This window comes from Kineosporia babensis (genome assembly GCF_021129305.1).
Lineage (GTDB): Bacteria > Actinomycetota > Actinomycetes > Actinomycetales > Kineosporiaceae > Kineosporia > Kineosporia babensis.
Map to the genome: position 1 here is coordinate 171,102 of NZ_JAJOMB010000009.1, position 23,590 is coordinate 194,691.

The following is a 23,590-nucleotide window of genomic DNA, read 5'->3' on the forward strand; positions in this document are numbered from 1 at the left end:
AGGTTAATGGACGGCTCGTTCTCTTATCCTGGGGAGGTGAGCAAAGTGGAGGTACTGCCGCCGCGAGACGTGCCGCTGGGCGGCCCGCGGGCGATGACCGTGCGCCGCACCCTGCCGCAGCGCGGGCGCAGCCTGATCGGGGCCTGGTGCTTCCTCGACCACTACGGCCCGGACGACGTCGAGATCACCGGGGGGATGCAGGTCGCCCGGCACCCGCACACCGGCCTGGCCACGGTGAGCTGGCTGTTCACCGGCGAGATCGACCACCTGGACTCGGCCGGGTTCGCCGCCCGGGTCCGGCCCGGCGAGGTGAACCTGATGGTGGCCGGGCACGGCATCTCGCACCAGGAGATCTCCACCGCCGAGACCCGCACGCTGCACGGCGCCCAGCTCTGGTACGCCCTGCCTGCGTCCACCCGGGACATGCCCCCGACGTTCCATCACTACGCGCCGTCGCCGGTGACGGTGGACGGCGCCGAGATCCGGGTGTTCATCGGCTCACTGGTGGGCAGTGTCTCGCCAGTGCCCACCTACACCCCACCTCTGCTCGGCGCCGAGATCCTGCTCTCGGGCTCGCTGGAACTGGCTCTGGACAGCCGCTTTGAACACGGGGTGCTCCTGGACGGAGGCTCCGCACGGGTCGACGGCACGCAGGTCCCGGCCGATCACCTGGTCTACCTGCCGCCCGGGCGTGAACAGCTGAGCATCGAAGGCGAAGCCCGGCTGCTGCTGATCGGCGGTGAGCCGCTGGGTGAGCAGATCGTGATGTGGTGGAACTTCGTCGGCCGCAACCACGACGAGATCGCCGAGTTCCGGGCTACCTGGCAGGCCGAGATCGGCGGGACGGCGGATCCCCGGCGGTTCGGGGTGTTTCCGGAAGGTCAGCCGGCTCCGCTGCCGGCTCCGACGCTGCCTCCGCTGCGGCTGCGCCCGCGCGGCTGAGGGCCAGCAGCCGCAGATTGTCGCTGGAGCGGCTGCCCGGGTCGGTGGTATAGAGAAACAGCGTCTGCCCCTCGTCACCGGGCAACTCCAACGCCTCGAAACGTAAAGTGATCGGCCCGACTTCGGGGTGCGTCATCTGCTTCGTGCCGTGCGTGCGCTCGTGGACCCGGTGGTCCTCCCAGGCCGCGCGGAACTCCGGGCTCTTGATCGTCAGCTCGCCCACCAGCTCGTTCAGCATCGGGTCGTCCGGGTGCCGGCCGGCGTCCAGGCGCAGGGTGCCCACCGCATCGGCCGCGACCGTGGCCCAGTCCAGAAAGCGGCTGCGGGCCAACGGGTCGAGCAGCATCCAGCGGGTGTAGTTGCGCTCGCGGGCGGGCAGCCGGCGCCAGTCGGTGAGCAGCGCGTCGGCCAGGGAGTTCGAGGCCAGCACGTCGGTGCGCCGGCCGAGGATCAGGGCCGGGTGATCGACCAGCGAGGCCAGCATCTGCTGGACGGCCGGGCGAACCCGCTGCGTGGTGGGTCTGAAGGCCTGATGGGGCCGGGCCAGGTCGAACAGGTGCAGGCGGGCCGAGGTATCCAGGCGAAGGGTCCGGGCCAGCGACTCGAGCACAGCCTCGGACGGAGTGCTGTGCCGGCCCTGCTCCAGCCGCGTGTAGTAGTCCACGCTGACCCCGGCCAGCTGCGCCACCTCTTCCCGGCGCAGCCCCTGCACCCGCCTCGGCGCATCGCCCGTCTCCAGGCCCACCTCGTGCGGCGTCAGACCGGCCCGGCTGCTGCGCAGGAAGTCACCCAGATCGCTCATACCCTCAATCCTCGGCCCGGACGCCGCGATTGCGAAGGGCCTGGGTGGGCATGCCGTTCCCAGGTTGTGCTGGGCCGGGAAGGTCGTGGTGGCGGACCCGGAAGCGGGCGAACCATGGAGGCAAGTCGTCCTTCTGGAACGGAGAATCACATGTCCACCTGGTTCGTCACCGGCGCCTCCCGTGGTCTCGGCCTCGAGCTGGTCGAGCAACTGCTGGAGCGTGGCGAGAACGTGGCCGCCACCACCCGCTCGGCGGCCCGGATGCCGGAGCACCCGAACCTGCTGGTGCGAGAGGTCGACCTGGCCGACGAGAAGCAGGTTGCCGAGGCGGTGGCCGCCACCCAGGAACGCTTCGGACGCCTGGACGTGGTGGTCAACAACGCCGGTTACGGTCACCTGGCGGCGGTCGAGGAGGTCACCGACGCCGAGGCCCGCACCATGTTCGACGTGCAGATCTTCGGGGCCTGGAACGTGCTGCGGGCCGCCCTGCCGCTGCTGCGGGCCCAGCGCAGCGGGCACATCGTCAATATCTCCTCGATCGTCGGCCTGGTGCCGTTCCCGGGCTGGGGCCTGTACGCGGCCGGCAAGTTCGCGCTCGAGGGCCTGAGCGAGTCACTGGCCGCCGAGGTGGCCGACTTCGGGATCAAGGTCAACCTGATCGAGCCCGGCTACCTGCGCACCGACTTCCTGCGCCCGGTCTCGATCGCCCTGCCCTCGGCGCCGGTCGATGCCTATCCGGCGGTCCGGGAGATGACCAAGCAGCACCTGGCCATGCCCGGCACCCAGCTCGGCGACCCGGTCAAGGCCGCCGCCGCGATCATCCAGGTGGTCGAGGCCGGGAACGCGCCGCTGCACCAGCTGCTCGGCTCGGACTCCTACGCCCTGGCCACCGCCAAGCTGGAGGCCCTGCGGGCCGAGGTGGAGGCAGGCCGGGAACTGGCCGTCACCACCGACATTGCCTAAGTAAACGAAGCGGGCCGCCCCCTTCGCCGAAGGAGGCGGCCCGCTGGTGCTTGCCTCCAGATCAGGCGGTCGGCTTCTGCACCGGCTCGACGACCGACTTGCGCGGTTCCAGCGGGTCGGTGTTGCCACCAAGGAGCTGGCCCAGGTCGATCCCGCCGGCCTTGGCGGTCTCCAGCACCTGCAGCAGCAGGGTCGGCACCGAACCGGCCACCTTCGACAGGGCGTCGTCCGAGTCGTTGCCGCCGTTGCTCAGCACCGTGAGGTTCTTGATGTTGCCCATCGGCGCGGCGACCTCGCGGGCGATCTTCGGCAGCGCCTCGATCAGGTCGGGCAGCACCCGCAGCCGGGCGGCCTCGTCGTTGAACGCGCTCAGCGCGGCGGCCAGTTCCTTCTGACCCTCGGCCTCGGCCAGCAACTGGGCGCGCTGACCCTCGGCGGCGGCCAGCAGCTTGGCCTTCTCGACCTCGGCCTGCGCCGCACCTTCGCGCTGGTAGGCCTCGGCCCCGGCGCTACGGGCCTTCAGGTCGGCCTCACCGGCGAGCTCGCGCTGACGGGCCTGGGCCTCGGCGTTGGCGATGGTGACGGCCTTCTGACCCTCGGCCCGGCGGGCGGCGGCCTGGCGGTCGGCCTCGGCCGGGGCGATCACGTCGGCCTCCAGGGCCTGCTTGCGCTGCGCGGCGCGCTGCTCCTCGACCGCGATCTGCCGCTCGGTGCGCTGCCGTTCGGTGTCCACCGCGGCCAGCACCACGGCGCGCTCGGCCTCGGCCTCGGCCAGCGGACCGGCCTGCGCGGCGCGGGCCTGGGCGGCGTTGACCTCGGTGTCGATCTCGGCCTGCTTCATCGACAGCTGGCGCTGCGCCTCGGCGATCGCCTCCTGCGACTTGGCCTCGGCGGTGCGGCCCTGCTGGTCGGCCTCGGCGGCGGCGATCCGGGCGTCCCGCTTGGCCTGCGCCTCGCCGACCTCGGCGTCCCGGCGGACCTCGGCGATCCGCTTGCGGCCGAGCGACTCGATGTAGCCGTTCTTGTCGCGCACGTCCTGCACGGTCAGGACGTCGAGCTCCATACCGATCGAGGCCAGCGCGGCGCCGGCCTCCTCGGCGACCGAGCGGGTCAGCTGGTCCCGGTTGCTGTTCAGGTCCTCGACGGTCATCTTGGCGCAGATCGCGCGCATGTTACCGGCGATGATCTCGGTGAGCTGGCCGCGCAGTTCCTCCCGGTTGGCGGTCAGGAAGCGCTGGGTGCCGGTCTCGATCGCCTCGTCAGTGGAGCCGAAACGCACCAGGGAGACCACGTCCACCGCGATGCCCACGCCGTTGCTGGAGATCGCCGAGCCCACCGACACCTGGATGTTGAACGGCTCCAGGCTCATGAAGTCGACCCGCTCCAGCACCGGGACCCGGAACCGGGCACCACCGCGGACGATCTTGGGCCGGCCGCGGCCGGTGAACACGGCCACCATGTTCGGCGGCACCTTGACGTAGTTCTTGGCGTACAGCACGGCCAGCAGGAAGAGGGCCAGGACCACTCCGGCCACGGCGAACACGATGGGGGAGACTTCGTTCATCAGGAGCGTTTTCCTTCGTGAGGGTCGGTCGTTCAGGATCGGGGTTACTTAGTCCGAGAAGGAGCTGCGGTGCACCACGACGCCGTCCTTCTTCAGGTCGGTGATGGTGACCGGGGAGCCTTTAGGGATGCCTTCGCCGAGGTCCGAGGTGGCGGTCTGGGTGATCCGCCCGCCGGCGCGGTCGTGGAAGGTCACCTGACCGGTGCCGTGCGGGAGGATGTCGAGGGTGACCACACCGGTCCGCCCGACCCAGCCCCAGCGGCTGGACAGCGAGTTGTACTGCTGGCGGGCAAGGGGTTTCAGGATCCAGCGGTTGGCGCCGGCTCCCACCGCCAGGAAGCCGGCGGCCGCGATCGGCCAGGCGAAAATCGGGTACACGCCGGAATACGAGGCGATGAAACCGGCTGCGCCGAAACCGACCAGAGAGACCGACAGCATGCGGATGCTGAACCAGTGCGGGGCGTCGATCTCGGCCGAGCCCTCGGGGATGTCGTTGCCGGCGTCGAAACCGCTGGCGATCTCGCCCGGAACCCCGGCCGGGCCGTCGATCTCGGGACCCGCGCCGTCGATTCCGGGGCCGTCGATCTCGGGGCCGGGGGCCGCGGCCTCGTGGCCGAGCTCACCGTCGCCACCGCCGAATTCGCCGAGCAGCACGCTCAGCAGCAGGATCAGGAAACCCGTCGCCCCGGCCGCAATGAAAAGGGTCTGCGAATCTGGCATAACGGCGGGCGATCCTCCCTGACACCTGACCGGCAGGCTCGACCGGACCCCTCCCAGAACCCCTCGAGCCGGTGGGCATCCGGCCCACCACCCAGCTGACGCGACGCCGAGCCTATGTGTTGCATGAGCTCGTGTAATTGGGGCGAGGAAAATCGTTTCCGAGATGAGGCCGAAACCGCTTCACCCGTCCGGCCGCTTGCGCCGGCTCCGCCGAATCGGCCTATCTACCATCATTGACGCATTGCCCACGGATGCGGTAGCGCCGCGGCTGTTCGGGTTGCCGTGAGGAGCAAGCGGGCGCCCCGGATCTGCCAGACCCGCTCGATCAAGATCCAGGCCCGGCCGGCCTGATCTATCGTGCTCCGATGGGCCCTCAGGAGATCGACGAGCGATTTGACGGCCGGAACCTCGACGAGCAGGTGTGGACGGCTTCCTACCTGCCCGCCTGGAGCTCCCGGATGGAGGCGGCCGCCACCTACCGGCTGGACGCGGACGGCCTGCATCTGAGCATCCCGCCCGAACAACCGCTCTGGTGCCCCGACCTGCACGACGGTCCGCTGCGGGTCTCCGCGGTGCAGAGCGGAAACTTCTCCGGCCCGGTCGGTAGCTCCCACGGGCAGCAGGCGTTCCGGCCCGGCCTGCTGGTACGTGAACAGCAGCCCACCCGCTGGGGTTTCACTCCGCACTACGGCCGCATCGAGGTGGAGTGCCGGGCCACCCTGACCCCGAGCTCGATGTTCTCGGCCTGGATGGTCGGTCTGGAGCACGAGAACCCCGACGACAACGGCGAGATCACCCTGGTCGAGGTGTTCGGCGACAACCCGGCCGGGCTGGGCCACGGGATCAAGGCGATCCGCGACCCGCGCCTGCACGAGGAGTTCCACGCCGGCCCGCACCCGGTCGACGTGAGCCGCAACCACCGCTACGCCGTGCACTGGCAGCCGGACTCGGTGAGCTTCTACCTGGACGGCGAGCTGCTGCGCACGGTCGAGCAGGCCCCGCAGTACCCGATGCAGTTGATCATCGCCGTGTTCGACTTCCCCGGCCGGGCTCCGGCCACCGAGGTCGTGCCGGAGCTGGTGGTGCGCGCGGTCACGGGTCACTCGTAAGGCGCACCCGGCGCTCCTCGGGCACTATCTGGCCATGGACGCTGCGGAGCAACGGGGAACGGCGGTCGTGTTCACCCCCTCACCACTGCTGACGGTGACGATCGAGGGCCTGCCCGACGGCAGCAGCACCGAACTGCACGTGCACGGCGGTGGGCAGGGCGTCTGGATCGCCCGGATGATGGCCTCGCTGGGCTGCGCCACCCGGCTGGTCGGCCCGTTCGGTGGGGAGAGCGGCGAAATGCTGATCCCGCTGATCGAGCGCGAAGGCATCATTCCCCGGCCGCTGCGCACCACCAACACCAACGGGGCCTACGTGCACGACCGGCGGGAGGGGGAGCGTGCGGAGGTGGCCACTCACAACCCGCCGCCGCTGCCGCGACACGACCACGACGCGCTCTACGACATGACGCTGGTCGAGGGCCTGGACGCAGACGTCGTGGTGCTCGGTGGCCCGGACGGCGAAGGAGTCCTGGAGCCAGAGACGTACCGGCGGCTGGCCGCCGATCTGAGCGCGCACGACGTCCCGGTGGTGGTGGATCTGTCCGGGGACTACCTGACGGCGGCCGTCTCGGGCGGGGTCCGGGTGGTCAAGGTCAGTCATGAAGAGCTTTTGGACGACGGACTCGCCGATTCGAACGAGCCCCGGGTCCTGCTCAAGGCGGCTGAGAAGCTGCGCGAGGCCGGGGCGGCCAACGTGATCGTGTCGCGGGCCGGTGAGCCCGCCCTGGCGCTGATCGGTGAACGGGCGGTGATGGTGCAGACGCCCACGTTCGAGCGGGCCGACCATCGCGGCGCGGGCGACTCGATGACGGCCGGGCTTGCGGTGGGCACCGCGGCGGGCTGGGATCTGGAGGACGCGCTGCTGCTGGGCTCGGCCGCCGGAACGCTGAACACCACCCGCCACGGCCTGGCCACCGGTGAGCGGGAGCTGATCGAGCAGCTGCAGGGACGAGTGACGTTGCGGGATCTGTGATCTGCCGGGAGATTGAGCACATGCGGGCGTTGATCACGAACGACGACGGGGTGGGCAGCGACGGCATCCGGACGCTGACCGAGGCCGCCCTGGCGGCCGGTCTGGAGGTGACGGTCGCGGCCCCCCATGAAGAACGAAGCGGCGCCAGCGCCATGCTCTCGGCGCTGGGCAACGACGGGCGGCTGCTGATCGACCACACCACCGTGGCGGGCGTTCCTGCGCTGGGGGTGCACGCCTCCCCGGCAATGATCGTGTTCGTCGCCGTGCGAGGTGCTTTCGGCGATCCGCCCGACATCGTGCTGTCCGGGGTGAATCACGGGCCCAACGCCGGGCAGGCCGTGCTGCACTCGGGCACGGTCGGAGCTGGGCTGACCGCGGCGTCGCAGGGCTTACCGGCCCTGGCAGTGTCGCTGACCGGGGGCACCCCCACCCACTTCGACACCGCCCGGGCCGTCGCCGATCGGGCCCTGACCTGGTTCCTGGCCGATCTGGGCACCCCCTACGTGCTGAACATCAATGTGCCCGACATTCCGCGAGCGCAGCTGAAGGGCCTGAAACCGGCTGCTCTGGCCGCTTTCGGCGCGGTCCAGGCCGACATCGGCGAGGCCGGAGAAGGTTTCGTCACCACCACGTTCCACGAGATCGCCGACGACGCCGAGCCCGGAACCGATGTGGCCCTCCTGCGCGAGGGCTGGGCCACGGCCACGGCGCTGCGCCCACCGATCGCCTCCGACGCGGTGGATCTGACCGGTATCGACAAGGAGCAGGTGTGAGCGAACCGGAAGAGCGACTGGCCCGGCGGCTGACCGAGCGCACCGAGACCTCGGACGACGCCGTTCAGGGCACCCTCGACGACGTCGGCGATCTGCGGATCGGCACGGTCGTGGTGAACACCCAGGACATGGGCCGGGCGACCCGGTTCTGGATGCGGGCCCTGGGCTACCGGCTGCGGGACGAGGACATCGACCCGGAGTTCACCACCCTGGTCCATCACTCCGGCGCCGGCCCCCGGATCTCCCTGCAGTACACCGACCACGCATCGGCCGAGCCGGCCCGGGTGCACCTGGACCTGTACACCACCGAGCAGGAACGGCACGTGGAACGGCTGGTCGGGCTCGGGGCCACTCGGGTGGCGGCCTGGAACTACCCGGAAGAGCCGGATTTCGTGGTGCTGCGTGATCCGGACGGCAACGAGTTCTGCGTGATCGACCAGGCGAAGTACGACCAGGCCTGAGGCTGCTCAGGCCCGGAGCATGGAACGGGCCACGGCGGCGACCAGCAGGGCCGGAATGGTCCGGAAGCGGCGCTTCGGCGGCGCCGGCGCCGCGGTCTCCAGCTGCACGGCGGTGGCCAGATCCAGGGTGATGACGGTGTGCTCGCCGGAGAAGCCACCGGCCCCGCCGACCTCCAGTTGCCATTCGGGGCGTTCCATCTGCTTGGTCAGCCACTGCACGTCCTGGTCCAGGGCCAGGGCGACGTCGTGGATGCTGGCGCTGCCGCCCATCTCGAGCAGGGCGTTGTGCACGTCGGCGGCGGCGCAGACCTTGCTGAGCTGCACTGCCTTACGCGCGTTGGGGGCACGATCGTGTGCGCTCGCCTCGGTCTCGGTGAGATACTCGACCAGGCAGAGGGTCTCACCCCCTTCGTGCTTCCAGCCGATGTGCGAGATCAGGACGTCCTGACCCAGTTGCCGTTTCGCTCGGGCGCGGGCCTGGTCGTTGTTCTTGACCGAATTCTTGCCTGCGTACGGGTAGGTCACCGTTTCCATGACGGCTCCTCCGCTCTCCGCTGAGGGAAAAGATTTGACCCCCCGTCGGCACCCCTGCGGCAGGTGTTAGCGGCTTCAAGTAGGGGTTCGGCGGCAATCACCCGGCCGGGCCAGTCAGCCGCCGAGTTCCTCGGCAATTGCGGTGATCCGGCGCTCGCGGGTCTCCGCTTTCTTCGCTGCGTTCACCGCCTCGACGTGGGCGCGGCGGCGGGAGAACGAGAGCGCGTCGAACGCCGCCCGGGCACCCGGCTGCGCGGTCAGGGCTTCGGCCAGATCGTCCGGTACCTCCACGGTGCGCTCGGCCAGATCCGGTTCCAGCTGCACCTCGACGATCTCGCCCGCGGCAACCCCGGCGGCTTTGCGGTTCTCACCGTTCAGCGGCAGGAAGAAGTCACCCTCGTACACCGCGACCGTGCTGCGGTAGGCGTGGCCGTTGATCGTGACCGTCACCTTGGGCTTCTTGCCCTGCCCGAGCGCCTCCACCACCGCGGCCGGGACCCGCAGGCCGGTGGCGGTCCTGCCGTGCAACTCGACCTCGGTGCGGAAGCGGTGCGTCGTCATCCGCTCATCCTGGCGTAACCCGGCCGGCCCGATCCGGCGAAAACATCGCCCGAGCCGTCCGGCGGGGAGGACTGCACCAAGGTGCCGAGCTGGTACGACAGGCTGACCAGTTCGTCGGCGGTGGCCTGGGTGCCGCCGGCCGAGTTCTGGTGCTCACGGGTGGCGTCGGCCATCGCGGTGATCGCCACGTCGGTCTGTTCCACCGCCATCGACTGCTGGCTGGTGGAGAGCTGGATCTGGCGGGCCGACTCCATCGTGTCGGCCACCAGCGCCACGATCTCCTCGAAACTGGCCACCGCCTGCCCGGCCATCGAGGCCCCGTCGCCGATCGCCTCGGAGGCGTCCCGGCTGACCCGCCGGGTGTCCTCCACCGCGGTCGAGACCGAGGCCACCAGGTCGCTGATCTCCCGGGCCGAGCCACCCACCCGGTCGGCCAGGGCCCGGATCTCGTCGGCCAGCGCCGCGAAGCGCGCTGCCTCCGAGCCCGCCCCGGCCGCCTCGATGCTCGCATTGATCGCCACGATGTTGGTCAGCTCGGACAGTTCCGCGACGATCTCCACGACCCCGCTGATCTGCCGCGCCTTCTTGGTCAGGTCGTCCATGTGGGTGTCCAGCGAACCCGAGTGCTCCCGGATCCGGTCCATCGACGAGGCGGTGGCCAGCACGACGTCCCGGCCGTGGCGCCCCGCGTCCGCAGTCTGCCCGGCCGCCGCGACCACGTCCTGGGCGCCCTGCGCGATCCGCCGGGACTCGGTGAGCATCTCCTTGATCGTGGTCGAGATCTCCGCCGCCGAGGTGGCCTGCTCACCGGCGCCCTCGGCCTGCCGCTGGGCGCTGCGGACCAGGTCGGCCGAGGAGGACTGGACCGACCGGATCACCGTGAAGACCCGCCCGCGCACCTGCTTCACGATCAGGCTGGCGACCAGCGTGGAGCCCACCACGATCGCCAGGAACGCCCCGATCACCAGCTGGATACCGCGCCTCGCGGTGTCCGAGGCAGCCGCCTCCCGATCCTCGATCAGGCTCTGCAGGTAGCTCGACAGCTCGTTCATCGCCAGGTTGGTGGTGATCCGCTGGTCGTCGATCTCGTCCCAGGCCGCGACCACCTGCTTGATCGGGGCGCCCTGCTGCTTCAGCTGGATCGGGCTCTGGTCGAGCCGGACGAAGTTGCTCTGCAGGCTGTCGATCTGCTGCACCAGCTCGCGCCCGCGGGCGGTGTCCACCCGCCCGGCCAGCTCGTCGAGCTGCTGGGTGAACTCCTGGTCGAGGCGGTACTGATCGCCCAGGTACCGGTTCTGCCCGGAGAACAGGTAGGCCCGGTTGGCGGCGGCCCGGGCGTCCCGGATGTCCATCAGGTTGCGGGCCCCGAGCAGCATTTCGGTGTCGTGCCCGATCACCCGGTCCTTGTCCTTCACCACCTGGCCCATCCCGTCCAGGGCGAGCACCGCCATCCCCAGCGTGAGCGCCAGGACGAAGGCCAGCGAGGTGAACACGCTGGCCGTGACCGTCCACGAGCGGTTCTCGCCGGAACGCCATCGGCCCAACTTCAGCCCCACCGTGGTACCCCCGATCGGGCGCGACCGGTGTCACGCCTCCCCGCGGTCGTCGGCAGCCGCCCCGGCGATCTTGAGGTTTCTACTCGAGCAGGAGTGCGTGGTGGTGCATGTCGTGCCAGCCGTCCTCGTGCAGCACCGAGCGCAGCGACGTGCCCTCGTCCCGGAACCCGCAGTGCTGCGCCACCTTGCACGAGGCCAGGTTGAGGGTGGAGTGCATCAGCGTGAGCCGGTGCAGACCCTGGGACCGGGCCCAGCCGATCAATGCGCCGAGCGCACGGGTGGCGACGCGCCGGCCCCGGGCCTGCGGCGCCACCCAGTAGGCCACCTCGGCCTCCCCGCCGGCCAGGTCGAGCATCCGGAACCCGATCCGCCCGAGCAACTGCCCGTCCTCGGTCACCGCCCAGTTGGCCCCCTGCTCCTGCGCCCAGCGCAGGCCCGCGGTCTCGATCCAGGCGGTGGCCTCGGCCCGGTCGCTCAGGGTCATGGCGTGCCAGCGCCGGATGTCCGGGTCGGCGTACGCACTCAGCAGGAAGCCTTCGTCGCCCGGCTGCCAGGGCCGGACCACCAGGCCCGCTCCCGCGAAACCGGGCTGGGCCAGTGAACCCCAGCTGCCGGCCGGCACCACGTCCTTGACCAGATTCACCATGGAATCACCCTAATTCGCGCAGGCGCTGATCAAGAGGCGCGGCACGCTGGGTAGCCGTAGCGTCACCCGCATGACGACGACGGACACCCGTTCCCAGTCAACGACGAGCACGTTGCGTCTGCAGGTGAACGGCCGCGAGCACGAGCTCGCCCTGGACCATCGCACCTCGCTGCTCGACGCCTTGCGTGAGCACCTCGGCCTGACCGGTTCGAAGAAGGGCTGCGACCACGGCCAGTGCGGCGCCTGCACGGTGCTCCTGGACGGCCGCCGGGTCAACGCCTGCCTGATCCTGGCGGTCACCGCCGTGGGCCGGGAGATCACCACGGTCGAGGGCCTGGCCGACGGCGAAGACCTGCACCCGGTCCAGCAGGCGTTCATCGACCGGGACGCGTTCCAGTGCGGCTACTGCACGCCGGGCCAGATCTGCTCGGCCGTGGGCGTGCTCGCCGAGGCCCGCTCGGGCTGGCCCTCGGCGGTGACCCCACCGGAGGGCGGCGTGCAGCTGGACGAGGCCGAGGTGCGGGAGCGGATGAGCGGCAACCTGTGCCGGTGCGGCGCCTACGCCAACATCGTGCCCGCCGTGCTCGATGCTGCCGCCGCCGAACTGCCTGCGCCCGGCATCGAGACCGCCTACCACGAGGGAGAGAGCCGATGAAGCCGTTCGCCTATGCGGTGGCCGAGGCACCGGTCCAGGCCGTGCACCAGCTCTCCGCCCGGCCCGGGGCCAAGTTCCTGGGCGGCGGAACGAATCTCGTCGACCTGATGCGGCTCGGCGTGGAATCTCCGGAACTCCTGGTCGATGTCACCCGCCTGGAGCTCGACCGGATCGAGCCAACCGCAACCGGTGGGATCCTGGTGGGCGCCGGCGTCCGCAATTCCGATCTGGCCGCCGATCCGCGCATCCGGGCCGCTTACCCGATGCTGTCGCAGGCTCTTCTCTCCGGTGCCTCCGGCCAGCTGCGCAACATGGCTACCGTCGGCGGCAACCTGCTGCAGCGCACTCGTTGCGTCTACTTCCAGGACGTGACCAAGCCCTGCAACAAGCGCGAGCCCGGCACCGGCTGCCCGGCCCGCACCGGCGCCCACCGCGACCTGGCCATCCTGGGCGCGAGTGAGCACTGCATCGCCACTCACCCCTCGGACTTCGCGGTGGCCCTGGCCGCGCTCGATGCCCGCGTGCAGATCACCGGCCCGGCTGGGGACCGGGCCCTGGCGCTCGCCGATCTGTACCGGGCTCCGGACGAAGATCCCTCGCGCGACACCGTTCTCGACCCGGCCGACCTGATCACCGCGGTCGAGATCCCGACCTCCCGCGAGGCGCACCGCAACTCGCTCTACCGCAAGGCACGCGACCGGGCCTCGTACGCGTTCGCCGTCGGATCGGTAGCCGCCGGACTGAGCCTGGCTCCGGACGGGACGATCAGCGAGGTGCGCATCGCCCTCGGCGCCGTGGCCCACAAGCCCTGGCGAGCCCGCCGGGCCGAGAGCGCGTTGACCGGCAATCCGGCCACGCCCGAACAGTTCCGCCGCGCGGCCGAACTGGAACTGGCCGCCGCCGAACCACTGCCGGACAACGCCTTCAAGGTCGAGCTGAGCCAGAACCTGATCGTCGCCGCACTGAGCACACTGGCCGGGGTGGAGGAAGCATGACTGTGACCAAGGCGCTCACCGGACCGCCGCTGACCCGCGACGAGGCAATCGAGAAGGTCACCGGCAAGGCCCGTTACGCCTACGAGTACCACTCGCAGCCCGACACGGCCTACGCCTGGATCGTGACCTCCCCGGTGGCCAAGGGCCGGGTGCTCACCGTCGATGCCGACCACGTGCTGCGTTCGGACGACGTGATCGCCGTGCTCTGGCACGAGAACGCCCCGCACCTGGGCGATGTCGGCGACCCCACCCTGGCCGTGCTGCAGAGCCCCGAAATTGCCTACCGCGGGCAGTTGGTGGCGCTGGTGGTGGCCAAGACGCCGGAGGCCGCGCGGGAGGCCGCGGCCCAGTTGCCGGTGGAGTACGAGGAACTGGCGCACGACGTGGTTCTGACCCCCGACCACGCCTCGCTGTACAAGCCGGAGAAGGTGAACCCGGCCTTCGAGACCGATACCGAGCAGGGCGATCCGGACCGTGCGTTCGACGCCAGCCCGGTGCAGCTGGACCAGACCTACAGCACTGTAGCGCTGCACAACAATCCGATGGAACCCCACGCCACCACGGCGATCTGGGGTGAGAACGGATCGCTCACCCTGTACGACTCCAACCAGGGCGGGGGAGTGGTGCAGCAGCTGCTGGCCGGGCTGTTCGAGCTGGAGAAGTCGCAAGTCCACGTGATCAACCCGCACGTGGGTGGAGGTTTCGGCTCCAAGGGCATGCCCCGGCCGAACGTGGTGCTGGCGGCGATGGCCGCCAAGGTCACCGGCCGGCCGGTCAAGCTCGCCGTCACCCGGCAGCAGATGTTCTCTCTGGTCGGCTACCGCACCCCGACGATCCAGCGGATCCGGCTCGGGGCCGAGGCCGACGGCCGGCTGAACGCGATCATGCACGAGGTGGTCGAGCAGACCTCCACGGTCAAGGAATTCGCCGAGCAGACCGCGGTGGCCACTCGGATGATCTACGCGGCGCCGCACCGCCGTACCAGCCACCGCCTGGCCCGGCTGGACGTGCCGGTGCCCTCCTGGATGCGGGCGCCGGGGGAATGCCCGGGTTTCTACGCCTTTGAGTCGGCGATGGACGAGCTGGCCGTAGAACTCGGCGTCGACCCGGTCGAGCTGCGGATCCGGAACGAGCCCGAGGTGGATCCGGAGACCGGAAACCCTTTCTCCAGCCGTAATCTGGTGGCCTGTCTACGGGAAGGTGCCCGTCGCTTCGGCTGGCGCAGCGAGCCTCGCGCGCCCCGCAACCACCGCGAAGGCCGCTGGCTGATCGGGGCCGGGGTGGCCGCGTCCTTCTATCCGACCTACCAGATGCCGGCCAGCGCCACCGCCTCGGTGGACGAGAACGACCACTACACGGTCGATATCAACGCCACCGACATCGGCACCGGCGCCCGGACCGCCCTGCACCAGCTCGCCGCCGAGGCCCTGGAGGTGCCGCTGGAGCAGGTGACCGTCCGGATCGGTGACTCCGACCTGCCCGCGGCCGGGATCGCGGGCGGCTCGATGGGTACCCGTTCCTGGGGCTGGGCGGTCACCAAGGCCTGCCGTCAGCTGCGTGAAGAGGGCGCGAAGTCGGTGACGGCGAACACCAAGAAGGACATCGAGGCGCTCGGGGAGTACACCCGCGGGTCCTACGGCGCCCAGTTCGTCGAGGTCCGGGTGAACCAGGACACCGGAGAGTTACGGGTGCCGCGGATGACCGGCATTTTCGCGGCCGGCCGGATAGTCAACGCCAGTACCGCGCGCTCCCAGTTCATCGGCGGGATGACGATGGGCCTGTCGATGGCGCTGCACGAAGAGGGCCTGATCGACCCGGTCTTCGGTGACTACGCCAATCACGACCTGGCCTCTTACCACGTGGCCGGCTGCGCCGACGTGGGCGCGCTGGACATCGGCTGGATCGAGGAGGCGGACGAGCATCTGGGTGGGGCCGGCACCAAGGGGATCGGCGAGATCGGCATCGTCGGGACCGCGGCCGCGGTGGCCAACGCGGTTTTCGACGCCACCGGTGTGCGGGTGCGCGAGCTGCCCATCCATCTCGAGGACGTCCTCAAGTAGAAACCGCCACCAGCAACGGACGTCGGCGCTCACCTTCGAAGGTGAGCGCCGACGTCCGTTGCTGGTGTTGTTCTTACTGCGCAGCTCAGATCTCGATCGTGCGCTCCAGGTTGGCCAGCTTGTGCCGGGCCAGGGCCAGGTTGGCGCGCCGCTTGTCCAGGGCCATGTACAGGAACAGCCCGTTGCCGTGCGGGCCCTGGATCAGCCGGATCAGGTGGTACTGGGTGTCCAGCGTGATCAGGATGTCCTCGATGTTCTCGCGCAGCCGCAGCGACTCCATGGTGCGCAGCTTGGCCCGGACGATCTCGGTGTTGCCCGCCGCCGCCACCTCGAGGTCCAGCGCCCCGTTGCCGCCGGCCTGCCCCAGGGTCATGCCGCTGGTGTAGTCCACCAGCGCGGCGCCGATGGCGCCGTCGATCTGCATGGCTTCTTTGAGGACGATTTCAATGTTGGACACGAAGCGTTTCCTTCCGCACAGAGCGAACTGAGGTACGACGGGGCGGCGCTGACCGGAGCCGGCCGCGCCCGAGTGCTCTGTGTTCGCTCACTCGGCGCCCGGCCACTGCTCACGGTGATCGCCCGGACGCTGTGTGCGTAGGGACTTTGGTCCCGTCCTCGGTGCAGGCGTGCTGCACCCTCACCCGTTCGCCGCGGTCAGATCTGGATGTTGCGCTCCAGGTTGGCCAGCTTGTGCCGGGCCATGGCCAGGTTGGCGCGGCCCTTGTCGAGCGCCAGGTACAGGAACAGCCCGGCCCCGGCCTGCCCCTGGATCAGCCGGATCAGGTGGTACTGCGTGTTCAGGGTGATCAGGATGTCCTGGATGCCCTCGCGCATGCCCAGTGCTTCCATGGTGCGCAGCTCGGACCGGACCACCTCGGTGTTGCCCGCGGCGGCCACCTCCAGATCCATCACCGCACCGCCGGCCTGGCCGAGGGTCATCCCGCTGGTGTAGTCGACCAGGGCGACGCCGATGGCGCCGTCGATCTGCATGGCTTCCTTGAGGGCGGTGTCCAGGTTGCTCACGGTGCGTTTCCTTCCGGCCACGAGGGCTGAATCTGTCGAGCGAAGATCTTCGGCCCGTTCGGCCGTGGGGCACTGAGCTGCGGCAGCACGTTCTCAACATCCTTGTCGGCGTCCGTAGCCGCCGACTGATGCGGTCTTCAATACCCCGAGTGGTCCTATCCGGCCCCGGCTACTCTAAGCAAGCTGTTCGGGTCGCCTGTGGCACAGAACACTTGCTTTCGTCGACATTCCTGCACTACGCAGCGGCAGGGTCACGCTCTGCCGAGTTCCGCCTGATAGCTATCCGTGATCGGACGTGGTGAGGTCCACACCTGATCGGGCTAACCGGGATTCAAGCAGACGGGCAACGGCGGCACCGGATCGGCTCAGGACCCGGTGCCGCCACAGTGCCGATCATGAGCCTGGCGAGACTGCTGGCAACTGCTGGTGACTACTGGGGAAAGCGGCCGCGGTCGTACTGCGGCGGCCACTCAACGTGATCGCCGAGTTCGTGGGCAGCGCGCAGCGGCCAGCTCGGCTCACGCAGCAGGGCCCGGGCCAGCAGCACCGCGTCGGCGCTGCCCTCGGCCAGCACCTGCTCGGCCTGCCGGGGCTCGGTGATCAGGCCGACCGCGGCGGTGGGCAGGCCGCTGACCTGCTTGATCCGGGCGGCGAAGGGCACCTGGTAGCCGGGGCCGAGGGTGATCTTCTGATCCGGGTGGTTGCCGCCGCTGGAGACGTCGATCAGGTCCACGCCGTGCCCCTTGAGGGTGGCCGCCACCTGGGCCACCTCTTCGACGTCGAGGCCGTTCGGCACCCAGTCGGTGGCGCTGACCCGCACCAGCAGCGGGGCGGAGTCGGGGATCACCGCGCGCACCGCGTCGACGATCTCGACCAGCAGCCGGGAGCGGCCTTCCAGGTCGCCGCCGTAGGCGTCGGTGCGCAGGTTGCTCACCGGCGAGAGGAACTCGTGCAGCAGATAGCCGTGGGCCGCGTGCACCTCGATCACGTCGAAGCCGGCCGCGACCGCGCGCTGCGCCGCCTCGACCCAGGCCTGCACCAGGGCGGGGATGTCACCGGCGGGGATCTCGGCGGGCACGTCGTAACGGCCGAAGGCGGCCGCGGAGGGGGCCACGGTCTTCCAGCCGCCCTCGTCGGCCGGTACCGAGCCCTTGCCCCGGAACGGCGCGTAGGTGGAGCCCTTACGTCCCGCGTGGGCCAGCTGGATCGCGGTGACGGCGCCCTGGTCGTGGATGAACCGGTTGATCCGCGCGTAGCCCTCGGCCTGCGCGTCGTTCCAGATCCCGGCGTCCTCCGGGGAGATCCGGCCCTCCGGCACCACCGCGGTGGCCTCCTGCATCACCAGGCCGGCCCCGCCCCGGGCGAAGCTGCCCAGGTGCACCAGATGCCAGTCGCTTGGCCGGCCCTTCTCGCTGGAGTACATGCACATCGGTGAGACCCAGGCGCGGTTGCGGGCCGTGACCCCGCGCAGGGTGAGCGGGGAGAAGAGAAGACTCATGCCCGGGTGAACCGGGCTTGCCGCCCGCAGCTTCCCGGGGTCGGACGGGAGGGCAAACGGCGAAAGGCGCCGGGGACGGATCCCCGGCGCCTTCACACGTTGCTGGTCAGAGCTTGAAGCGGCCGACCAGCTGGTTGAGCCCACCGGCGACCTGGGCCAGGTCCCCGGCCGCCCGCTCGGCGTCGGCGATGCCCGAGCTGGAGCTCATCGTGGCGTGCGAGACCCCGACGATGTCGGAGGCGATCCGCGAGGCGGCGGTCGCCGTCTCGTCGATGTTGCGGGCGATCTCCGAGGTCACCGCGGTCTGCTCCTCGACCGCCGAGGCGATCGTGGTCTGGTAGGAGTTGACGTCCTCGATGGTGCGGGTGATCCGCTCGATCGCCTCGACCGCGTCGCGGGTGTCGGCCTGGATCGCCTCGACCCGGTGCCCGATGTCCTCGGTGGCCCGGGCGGTCTCCTGAGCCAGCTGCTTGACCTCCTCGGCGACCACCGCGAAGCCCTTGCCGGCCTCCCCGGCCCGGGCCGCCTCGATGGTGGCGTTCAGGGCCAGCAGGTTGGTCTGCTCGGCGATCGAGGTGATCACCTTGACCACGTTGCCGATCTCCTCGCTGGAGGTACCCAGCTTGCCCACGGTGGCGGTGGCGGTGGCGGCCTCGGAGGCGGCACCGGCCGCGACCCGCACGGCCTCGGCCGAGGAGGAGGCGATCTCCCGGATGCTGGCGGTCATCTCCTCGGTGCCGGCGGCGACCGTCTGGACGTTGCCGGAGACCTGCGAGGATGTGGCGCTCAGGCTGGTGGCCTGCGAGGTGGTCTCGCGGGAGTTGGAGGCCAGGGTGGTGGCGATCCCGCTGAGCTCACCGGTGCGCCGGGACAGGGTGCCGGCGCTGGACTGGATGTCCTCGATCGCCTTGTGCAGCGACTCGCTGGCCCGGTTCAGGGCCGCCGCCATCTGGCCGACCTCGTCGTTGCCCTTCACCGGCACGGTGCGGGAGAGGTCACCGTCGGCCAGGGCGACCAGGCCGTCGCGGATCCGGCCGATGCCCCGGGAGACCGAGCGGGCCACCCAGTAGCCGAAGCCGACCATCAGCAGCACACCCAGCACGGTGATGATCCAGGAGCGGACGATCTGCGCGGTGGCCGTGGACTCGGCCTGCTTCGCCTCGGTCTGCATGCCGGTGACCGCGTTGTTCGCGACCGCGTCCAGGGCCTGGCGGACGTCGCCGGCCTGGGTGGCGAAGTCGCCGTTGATCAGGTTGCCGAGGCGGCGGTACTGGGTGCCGGTCAAGCTGTCGCTGCCGGCCACCAGGGCGATCCGCTCGGTGTAGATCTTCTCGATCGCGGCCAGGCCGGTCTGCGCGGCCGCGAGCTGGGCGCTGTCCTCGGAGCTCAGGCCGGAGGCTGCCAGCGCGTCGAACTTCTCGGAGATCGAGCCGAATCTGCTCTGGATCTGCGTGGCCAGGGCCGAGCTGGTGTCCCCGGTGGACAGGCTGCTCAGCACGATGTCGCGGTTCAGCGCAGAGAACTCGGCGCGGGCCTGCAGGGCGGTGGCGACCCGGTCACCCTGGACCGCGACGATCTGCTCGCTGCTCTTGGCGACCGAGTGCACGGCCTGCTGGCTGATCAGGCCGATCCCGATGCTGAGCACGGCGGCGACAGCGACCAGGCTGAAGATCTTCTTCAGCAGGGAGAAGCTGCCGAAGAAGGAGACTAGGGACTTCGCGGCGGGCATTGACGTCCTTTCAGACAAGGTGTCTCGTCCGGCCGCGGCGCTTTCTGCGACGTGATGACGGAACGGACCGGCAACAGTGAGTGCTTCTGACCGAGCCGATCGTCGGATCGCGACTCAGAGTTAGCTCATCGTCACCGGGTCACCCGCCCGGCCCTGTCCGCGGCTCACCCACAGCAAGATCAGGGGTGGCGGTAGCGGTGCAGAACCGGGCAGAGCGGCTCATACGCTGCCCGCGTCGCCGCCCCGATCGGGCCGCAGGTGCCGCCGTGAGCCCTCCACCTCGGCCAGTTCGTCCTCGTCGAGCTTGCTGGTGTCCCGCAGCTGCACGTAGGGCTCGGCCCCGCGCGGCAGCCCGTCCTGCTCGGCCCGGGCCCGGTCCAGCTCGGCGTTGACCTCGGCCCCGAGCAGGATCACCAGGTTCGAGATCCACATCCAGATCAGGAAGATCACGATCCCGGCGAAGGTGCCGTAGGTGGCGTCGTAGCTGGAGAAGTTGGCCACGTAGAAACCGAAGCCGGCCGAGGCGATCAGCCACAGCAGCACCGCGATCGCGCCGCCGGGGGTGACCCAGCGGAAGCCCTGCCTGGCGTTCGGCGCGGCCCAGTACAGGATCGCCAGCTCGAGCATCATGATCAGCAGCAGCACCGGCCATTTCGCGATGCCCCAGACCGTCACCGCGGCATCGCCCAGGCCGAGCAGGTCGCCGGCCTGCTCGGCCACCGGGCCGGTGAAGATCACGATCACCGCGGCCAGCACGATCAGCACCAGCATCACCAGGGTGGTCAGCACCCGGGTGGGCAGGGTCTTCCAGATCGGCCGGCCCTCGGGGATGTCGTAGACGATGTTCGAGGCGCGCATGAACGCGGCGATGTAGCCGCTGGATGACCACAGTGCAGTAGCCAGACCCAGAACGAACGCGAAACCGGCTGAGCCGGGCTTGTTCCCGACCTGTTCGAGGATGCTGTCCAGGGTGCCTTGGAACGAACCGGGAATCACCGGGCGCAGATTGGCCTGCAGTTCGGCGATCGAGTTGCTGGAGAGGAAGCCGAGCAGTGAAAGCAGTACCAGCAGGCCGGGAAACAGGGCCTGGACGCCGTAGTAGGTCAGGGCGGCGGCCGAGTCGGTCAGGTTGTCCTCGGAGAACTCCTTGGCGGCGCCGCGCAGGACCCGCAGCCATGAGCGCCGGGGAAGTTCGGTGGGTGAATCCACCGGGTTCTCGTCCGGTAGATCGTTGCGTTCCTGCTGGTTACGGCGCTTGTTTCCCCACATGTGGCCATGGTGGCGCGATCTGGCGGAGGCTGCCGTTCGAGAGGGTCCCGGAAAGCCGACAACAATGGACGGTGCCCTCACCACGGGGGGTGAGGGCACCGTCCATTGTTGGTAGGGGTTTTCAGCTCCGACGGCGCCGCCAGATCAGGACAGCCGCCAGCAGCCCCGCGGCTCCCCCCAGCGTCGGCAGCAGCCAAGGGCGTTCCTGGCGCTGCTGCTGCACGGTTTCCTGTGCGGTGTGGGCGCGTTCGGCCGCGACCGTGCGCGCCTGCTCGGTCTTGACCTTGGCCTGTTCCGTGGCCACCTTGGCCTGCGCGGCGACCTGCTGGGCGCGTTCGGTGGCCACCGTACGGGCCTGCTCACCGGCGGCCCTGGCCCTGTCCGCCACCTGATGCGCCTGCTCGGCCACCTGGTGGGCCTGCTCGGCGGCCGTGGTCTTGGCGGTCATCGCGTGGACCTTGGCGCTCTCCTTGACCTCGGCGGCCTTCGACCGGGCCGTTTCCTGCAGCTCGTGCGCCTTTTCACCGGCCCGGGCCTTCACGTCGGTCTTGGCGGCCAGCGCCCCGACCGTGTCGGCCAGCTCGTCGCGGGTGTGGTCGATCTCGGCGCGCAGATCCTCGGGATCGCTCATCGGTGGGCACTCTCCTTCACGGCCTCGACATCGTGCTTGGTGCTGTCCACGGCCTGCCTGGGCACCGGCGGGGTGGCCTGCCTGATCTGGCTGCGGCCCAGGAGCGCCATCGCCCCGGCCACCAGCAGCAGCACGGCCGCCACGATCAGTGCGGCGGCCCAGGCGGGCACCGCCTCGGCCAGGCCGAGGACGGCCGCGGCGACCAGGGTGCCCACCCCGAACAGGGCGACCAGGCCGGCGCCACCGAAGGCCCCGGCCCCGATCCCGGCGTGTTTGGCCTTCTCGGCCAGCTCGGCCTTGGCCAGTTCGACCTCTTGCCGGGCCAGCTGGGGGACCAGCCGGGTCAGGTCCTGGACCAGCTCCGGCGTCGACTTCTCGTGACCCGCAGGTACGGGCCCCGGCTTCTCGTGCGTCACGCTCATGGCTTCTCCAATGTGACCTTCGGTGTCTTCCTCGAATCTAGGTGTGCCCAGCTCAGCCGCATCCCGAGCAGGCCCCTAAGTGCGACGAAAGTGCGACGACTTCGGGCTGAAGCCGGCCGCCGCAAGATCACGCAATACTTCCCGTTATGAGCCGAACCGAGGTCACACCGCAGCGCCGGTCCCTTCCGGCCGCCGCCTGGATCAGCGCCGTCCTGCTCGCCCTGACGGTGGGCCAGCTCCTGGTGGCCACCTTCTTCGCCGCCGGGCTGGAACAGTTCGAGGGCAAGGGGTTCGGCGCCCGGCTGGTGCTCTACCCGGCGATGATGCTGGCCGTGCCGGTGATCTGGTGGCTGGTGACCAAGGACCGGCGGGACGTGCCGTGGGCGGCGTTCGCCTGGATCATGCTGCCGTACCTGATCGACGTCACCGGCAACACCCTGAACCTGTACGACACGGTGGGCTGGTGGGACGAGGCCAACCACTTCGTCAACTGGATGTTCCTCGGCCTGGGGGCCGGGCTGCTGATCACCCGTGGAGAGCGCGGCCGGGCCCGGCCGCGCTGGGAGATCGCCCTGCTGGTGGCCGGGATCGGTGCCGTCATGGCGATCTTCTGGGAGGTCGGCGAGTACTACGCGTTCATCCGGGGCGGCACCGAGCTGGCCACCGCGTACACCGACACCCTGAGCGACGAGGTGCTGGGCACGCTCGGCGCCCTGCTGGCCGGCCTGATCATCGCCCGGCGCACCTGATCAGCTCGCCCGGCGGCCTTCGGCGATCAGCTGCAGGCGGCGCAGGCTCTCGTTGTTGCGCGGGGCAATCGTCACCTGCCGCAACGGTTTCGGGGCGAGCTTGCCGGGCCCGGCCGAGGCGTCCTCCTGCATCCGGACCAGGCAGCCGCCGTCCTGCTCCTCCAGTTCAAGAAAGACGGTGGCCTCGCCGATCGGCCAGCCCCGGGCCCTCAGGACCAGGCGGTGGCCGGGCACGCAGTCGAGCACCGAGGTGGAGTCGTTCAGCAGGCCGGGCCAAACTCCCACCGAATGATCGATCTTCGAGCCGGTCGCGGGCCAGTCCGGGTCCACCGAACGGATCCGGGAGGCGCCGACCACCCAGCCGGAGTAGAGCCATCCGTCGGCCAGCACGGAGAACACCTCTTGCGGGGACGCTTTCACGTGCCGCTTCACCTCGATCATGCGGGTCATTCCACCGGGCGCCGGGGCTGCGGGCAAACGCAGAGCACCGCCAGCAGTTGCTACGCCGGCCCGGGCGCTCAGCGCGATCGGGCGCTGGCCCGGTCGTTCGCCTTCTGAATGGCCTCGACCAGCTCGTCCTTGTTCATCGTCGAGCGGCCGGGCACGTCGAGCCGGCGGGCCACCTCCAGCAGGTGCTCCTTGGTGGCGTTGGCGTCGACACCTCCGGCACTGGGCTTGTCGGAGGTGCGCCCACCCTCCTCGGCGCGGGCGTCGGAGGGACCGTTCTCGTCCTTCGGTTCCCAACGGTCGCCGACCTTCTCGTGGGTGTGCTTCAGCGCCGCGAAGGCCACCTGGTGCGCTCGCTGCTCGTCCCCGTCGTACTGCTCGATCGCCGCGTCGTAGGCCTTGGCGAAGGTGCGCTGCGCCTTGTCGTCGGAATGCTGCAGGGTGGAGGGAAGTTCGCTCTGCTTCGGCTCACCGCTCTTGGTGGTCTTGGGCATCTGAGGCTCCAATC

General features: G+C 70.0%; 25 protein-coding genes and 1 pseudogene. 10 read left to right on the plus strand and 16 right to left on the minus strand.

The window, feature by feature from the left end:
- The first annotated feature begins 6 nt into the window (after window positions 1-6).
- Window positions 7-942: a pirin family protein gene (locus tag LR394_RS18350; protein WP_407937074.1), complete on the plus strand. Its 936-nt coding sequence runs from the start codon at window positions 7-9 to the stop codon at window positions 940-942.
- On the opposite strand, the pseudogene LR394_RS18355 reads toward LR394_RS18350, so the two are convergent.
- Window positions 845-1,744 (minus strand): annotated as a pseudogene (locus LR394_RS18355) (helix-turn-helix transcriptional regulator); the annotation flags it as partial. The gene LR394_RS18350 and the pseudogene LR394_RS18355 sit on opposite strands and share 98 nt — an antisense overlap.
- Window positions 1,745-1,894: 150 nt before the next feature.
- Between LR394_RS18355 and LR394_RS18360 the strand changes: the two are divergent.
- Window positions 1,895-2,707 carry an SDR family NAD(P)-dependent oxidoreductase gene (locus tag LR394_RS18360; protein ID WP_231443547.1) on the plus strand — a complete coding sequence of 271 codons (813 nt, stop codon included), beginning with the start codon at window positions 1,895-1,897 and terminating at the stop codon, window positions 2,705-2,707.
- Window positions 2,708-2,768: 61 nt separating this feature from the next.
- Here LR394_RS18360 and LR394_RS18365 read toward each other — a convergent pair whose 3' ends face one another.
- Both LR394_RS18365 and LR394_RS18370 read right to left on the minus strand, forming a co-directional pair.
- Window positions 2,769-4,271, minus strand: coding sequence for a flotillin family protein (locus tag LR394_RS18365; protein ID WP_231443549.1), 1,503 nt, complete (start codon window positions 4,269-4,271; stop codon window positions 2,769-2,771).
- 48 nt (window positions 4,272-4,319) lie between these two features.
- Window positions 4,320-4,991: an NfeD family protein gene (locus LR394_RS18370; protein WP_231443550.1), complete on the minus strand. Its 672-nt coding sequence runs from the start codon at window positions 4,989-4,991 to the stop codon at window positions 4,320-4,322.
- Window positions 4,992-5,356: 365 nt separating this feature from the next.
- On the opposite strand from LR394_RS18370, the gene LR394_RS18375 reads away from it, so the two are divergent.
- The 4 genes from LR394_RS18375 to LR394_RS18390 are packed head-to-tail and all read left to right on the plus strand — an operon-like array spanning window position 5,357 to window position 8,307.
- On the plus strand, window positions 5,357-6,100 hold the full coding sequence (locus LR394_RS18375) for a glycoside hydrolase family 16 protein (RefSeq protein WP_231443552.1): 744 nt from the start codon (window positions 5,357-5,359) through the stop codon (window positions 6,098-6,100).
- 34 nt (window positions 6,101-6,134) lie between these two features.
- The gene (locus tag LR394_RS18380; RefSeq protein ID WP_231443554.1) at window positions 6,135-7,073 is read left to right on the plus strand and encodes a 1-phosphofructokinase family hexose kinase; all 939 of its coding nucleotides are present in this window, start codon (window positions 6,135-6,137) and stop codon (window positions 7,071-7,073) included.
- 20 nt (window positions 7,074-7,093) lie between these two features.
- A complete protein-coding gene (gene surE / locus LR394_RS18385; RefSeq protein WP_231443556.1) occupies window positions 7,094-7,846 on the plus strand; it encodes a 5'/3'-nucleotidase SurE in 753 nt (250 codons plus the stop codon).
- On the plus strand, window positions 7,843-8,307 hold the full coding sequence (locus tag LR394_RS18390; protein ID WP_231443559.1) for a VOC family protein: 465 nt from the start codon (window positions 7,843-7,845) through the stop codon (window positions 8,305-8,307). The genes surE and LR394_RS18390 overlap by 4 nt, the downstream gene beginning before the upstream one ends.
- A gap of 6 nt (window positions 8,308-8,313) precedes the next feature.
- Here LR394_RS18390 and LR394_RS18395 read toward each other — a convergent pair whose 3' ends face one another.
- The 4 genes from LR394_RS18395 to LR394_RS18410 form a co-directional block, all read right to left on the minus strand.
- Window positions 8,314-8,841: a hypothetical protein gene (locus LR394_RS18395; protein WP_231443560.1), complete on the minus strand. Its 528-nt coding sequence runs from the start codon at window positions 8,839-8,841 to the stop codon at window positions 8,314-8,316.
- 114 nt (window positions 8,842-8,955) lie between these two features.
- Window positions 8,956-9,402 carry a YdeI/OmpD-associated family protein gene (locus tag LR394_RS18400; RefSeq protein WP_231443562.1) on the minus strand — a complete coding sequence of 149 codons (447 nt, stop codon included), beginning with the start codon at window positions 9,400-9,402 and terminating at the stop codon, window positions 8,956-8,958.
- Window positions 9,399-10,958 carry a methyl-accepting chemotaxis protein gene (locus LR394_RS18405; RefSeq protein ID WP_231443564.1) on the minus strand — a complete coding sequence of 520 codons (1,560 nt, stop codon included), beginning with the start codon at window positions 10,956-10,958 and terminating at the stop codon, window positions 9,399-9,401. Before LR394_RS18405 ends, LR394_RS18400 begins: the two co-directional genes overlap by 4 nt.
- 79 nt (window positions 10,959-11,037) lie before the next feature.
- Window positions 11,038-11,604: a GNAT family N-acetyltransferase gene (locus LR394_RS18410; RefSeq protein ID WP_231443566.1), complete on the minus strand. Its 567-nt coding sequence runs from the start codon at window positions 11,602-11,604 to the stop codon at window positions 11,038-11,040.
- A 70-nt stretch (window positions 11,605-11,674) separates the two neighbouring features.
- On the opposite strand from LR394_RS18410, the gene LR394_RS18415 reads away from it, so the two are divergent.
- Genes LR394_RS18415 through LR394_RS18425 form a run of 3 tightly spaced genes read left to right on the plus strand, consistent with a single transcriptional unit; the run spans window position 11,675 to window position 15,314 of the window.
- Window positions 11,675-12,259, plus strand: coding sequence for a (2Fe-2S)-binding protein (locus tag LR394_RS18415; RefSeq protein ID WP_231443568.1), 585 nt, complete (start codon window positions 11,675-11,677; stop codon window positions 12,257-12,259).
- A complete protein-coding gene (locus tag LR394_RS18420) occupies window positions 12,256-13,254 on the plus strand; it encodes an FAD binding domain-containing protein (protein ID WP_231443570.1) in 999 nt (332 codons plus the stop codon). The genes LR394_RS18415 and LR394_RS18420 overlap by 4 nt, the downstream gene beginning before the upstream one ends.
- On the plus strand, window positions 13,251-15,314 hold the full coding sequence (locus tag LR394_RS18425) for a xanthine dehydrogenase family protein molybdopterin-binding subunit (protein WP_231443571.1): 2,064 nt from the start codon (window positions 13,251-13,253) through the stop codon (window positions 15,312-15,314). Before LR394_RS18420 ends, LR394_RS18425 begins: the two co-directional genes overlap by 4 nt.
- 85 nt (window positions 15,315-15,399) lie before the next feature.
- Here the strand turns inward: LR394_RS18425 and LR394_RS18430 are convergent, their stop codons facing one another.
- The 7 genes from LR394_RS18430 to LR394_RS18460 all read right to left on the minus strand — a co-directional run bounded on the left by LR394_RS18430 (window position 15,400) and on the right by LR394_RS18460 (window position 21,886).
- The gene (locus tag LR394_RS18430; RefSeq protein ID WP_231443572.1) at window positions 15,400-15,771 is read right to left on the minus strand and encodes a hypothetical protein; all 372 of its coding nucleotides are present in this window, start codon (window positions 15,769-15,771) and stop codon (window positions 15,400-15,402) included.
- 197 nt (window positions 15,772-15,968) lie between these two features.
- A complete protein-coding gene (locus LR394_RS18435) occupies window positions 15,969-16,337 on the minus strand; it encodes a hypothetical protein (RefSeq protein WP_231443573.1) in 369 nt (122 codons plus the stop codon).
- A gap of 430 nt (window positions 16,338-16,767) precedes the next feature.
- Entirely contained in the window at window positions 16,768-17,835 is a 1,068-nt protein-coding gene (locus LR394_RS18440; protein WP_231443574.1) for an NADH:flavin oxidoreductase/NADH oxidase, read from the minus strand.
- Window positions 17,836-17,941: 106 nt separating this feature from the next.
- Window positions 17,942-19,564, minus strand: a complete 1,623-nt coding sequence (locus LR394_RS18445) for a methyl-accepting chemotaxis protein (protein ID WP_231443575.1) — start codon at window positions 19,562-19,564, stop codon at window positions 17,942-17,944.
- Between the two features lie 219 nt (window positions 19,565-19,783).
- A complete protein-coding gene (locus tag LR394_RS18450; RefSeq protein ID WP_231443576.1) occupies window positions 19,784-20,833 on the minus strand; it encodes a YihY/virulence factor BrkB family protein in 1,050 nt (349 codons plus the stop codon).
- 121 nt (window positions 20,834-20,954) lie between these two features.
- Window positions 20,955-21,464, minus strand: coding sequence for a DUF3618 domain-containing protein (locus tag LR394_RS18455; RefSeq protein ID WP_231443577.1), 510 nt, complete (start codon window positions 21,462-21,464; stop codon window positions 20,955-20,957).
- Complete coding sequence (locus tag LR394_RS18460) at window positions 21,461-21,886, minus strand: phage holin family protein (RefSeq protein ID WP_231443578.1); 426 nt, start codon at window positions 21,884-21,886, stop codon at window positions 21,461-21,463. Before LR394_RS18460 ends, LR394_RS18455 begins: the two co-directional genes overlap by 4 nt.
- A 146-nt stretch (window positions 21,887-22,032) precedes the next feature.
- Here LR394_RS18460 and LR394_RS18465 point away from each other — a divergent pair, with 146 nt between their 5' ends.
- On the plus strand, window positions 22,033-22,635 hold the full coding sequence (locus tag LR394_RS18465; protein WP_231443579.1) for a hypothetical protein: 603 nt from the start codon (window positions 22,033-22,035) through the stop codon (window positions 22,633-22,635).
- On the opposite strand, the gene LR394_RS18470 is transcribed toward LR394_RS18465, so the two are convergent.
- Together LR394_RS18470 and LR394_RS18475 are read right to left on the minus strand one after the other, a co-directional pair.
- A complete protein-coding gene (locus LR394_RS18470; RefSeq protein ID WP_231443580.1) occupies window positions 22,636-23,076 on the minus strand; it encodes an SRPBCC family protein in 441 nt (146 codons plus the stop codon).
- 77 nt (window positions 23,077-23,153) lie between these two features.
- On the minus strand, window positions 23,154-23,576 hold the full coding sequence (locus tag LR394_RS18475; protein ID WP_231443581.1) for a ChaB family protein: 423 nt from the start codon (window positions 23,574-23,576) through the stop codon (window positions 23,154-23,156).
- Between the last annotated feature and the right edge of the window lie 14 nt (window positions 23,577-23,590).

What these genes read in the sequence shown, in the direction of transcription:
- LR394_RS18410 (WP_231443566.1), bottom strand. Translation starts at nt 11,604, where the DNA reads ATGGTGAATCTGGTCAAGGACGTGGTGCCGGCCGGCAGCTGGGGTTCA.
- LR394_RS18460 (WP_231443578.1), bottom strand. Translation starts at nt 21,886, where the DNA reads ATGAGCGTGACGCACGAGAAGCCGGGGCCCGTACCTGCGGGTCACGAG.
- LR394_RS18370 (WP_231443550.1), bottom strand. Translation starts at nt 4,991, where the DNA reads ATGCCAGATTCGCAGACCCTTTTCATTGCGGCCGGGGCGACGGGTTTC.
- LR394_RS18465 (WP_231443579.1), top strand. Translation starts at nt 22,033, where the DNA reads ATGAGCCGAACCGAGGTCACACCGCAGCGCCGGTCCCTTCCGGCCGCC.
- LR394_RS18395 (WP_231443560.1), bottom strand. Translation starts at nt 8,841, where the DNA reads ATGGAAACGGTGACCTACCCGTACGCAGGCAAGAATTCGGTCAAGAAC.
- LR394_RS18365 (WP_231443549.1), bottom strand. Translation starts at nt 4,271, where the DNA reads ATGAACGAAGTCTCCCCCATCGTGTTCGCCGTGGCCGGAGTGGTCCTG.
- LR394_RS18450 (WP_231443576.1), bottom strand. Translation starts at nt 20,833, where the DNA reads ATGTGGGGAAACAAGCGCCGTAACCAGCAGGAACGCAACGATCTACCG.
- LR394_RS18400 (WP_231443562.1), bottom strand. Translation starts at nt 9,402, where the DNA reads ATGACGACGCACCGCTTCCGCACCGAGGTCGAGTTGCACGGCAGGACC.
- LR394_RS18380 (WP_231443554.1), top strand. Translation starts at nt 6,135, where the DNA reads ATGGACGCTGCGGAGCAACGGGGAACGGCGGTCGTGTTCACCCCCTCA.
- LR394_RS18375 (WP_231443552.1), top strand. Translation starts at nt 5,357, where the DNA reads ATGGGCCCTCAGGAGATCGACGAGCGATTTGACGGCCGGAACCTCGAC.
- LR394_RS18470 (WP_231443580.1), bottom strand. Translation starts at nt 23,076, where the DNA reads ATGATCGAGGTGAAGCGGCACGTGAAAGCGTCCCCGCAAGAGGTGTTC.
- LR394_RS18425 (WP_231443571.1), top strand. Translation starts at nt 13,251, where the DNA reads ATGACTGTGACCAAGGCGCTCACCGGACCGCCGCTGACCCGCGACGAG.
- LR394_RS18420 (WP_231443570.1), top strand. Translation starts at nt 12,256, where the DNA reads ATGAAGCCGTTCGCCTATGCGGTGGCCGAGGCACCGGTCCAGGCCGTG.
- LR394_RS18445 (WP_231443575.1), bottom strand. Translation starts at nt 19,564, where the DNA reads ATGCCCGCCGCGAAGTCCCTAGTCTCCTTCTTCGGCAGCTTCTCCCTG.
- LR394_RS18455 (WP_231443577.1), bottom strand. Translation starts at nt 21,464, where the DNA reads ATGAGCGATCCCGAGGATCTGCGCGCCGAGATCGACCACACCCGCGAC.
- LR394_RS18360 (WP_231443547.1), top strand. Translation starts at nt 1,895, where the DNA reads ATGTCCACCTGGTTCGTCACCGGCGCCTCCCGTGGTCTCGGCCTCGAG.
- LR394_RS18440 (WP_231443574.1), bottom strand. Translation starts at nt 17,835, where the DNA reads ATGAGTCTTCTCTTCTCCCCGCTCACCCTGCGCGGGGTCACGGCCCGC.
- LR394_RS18415 (WP_231443568.1), top strand. Translation starts at nt 11,675, where the DNA reads ATGACGACGACGGACACCCGTTCCCAGTCAACGACGAGCACGTTGCGT.
- LR394_RS18350 (WP_407937074.1), top strand. Translation starts at nt 7, where the DNA reads ATGGACGGCTCGTTCTCTTATCCTGGGGAGGTGAGCAAAGTGGAGGTA.
- LR394_RS18475 (WP_231443581.1), bottom strand. Translation starts at nt 23,576, where the DNA reads ATGCCCAAGACCACCAAGAGCGGTGAGCCGAAGCAGAGCGAACTTCCC.
- surE (WP_231443556.1), top strand. Translation starts at nt 7,094, where the DNA reads ATGCGGGCGTTGATCACGAACGACGACGGGGTGGGCAGCGACGGCATC.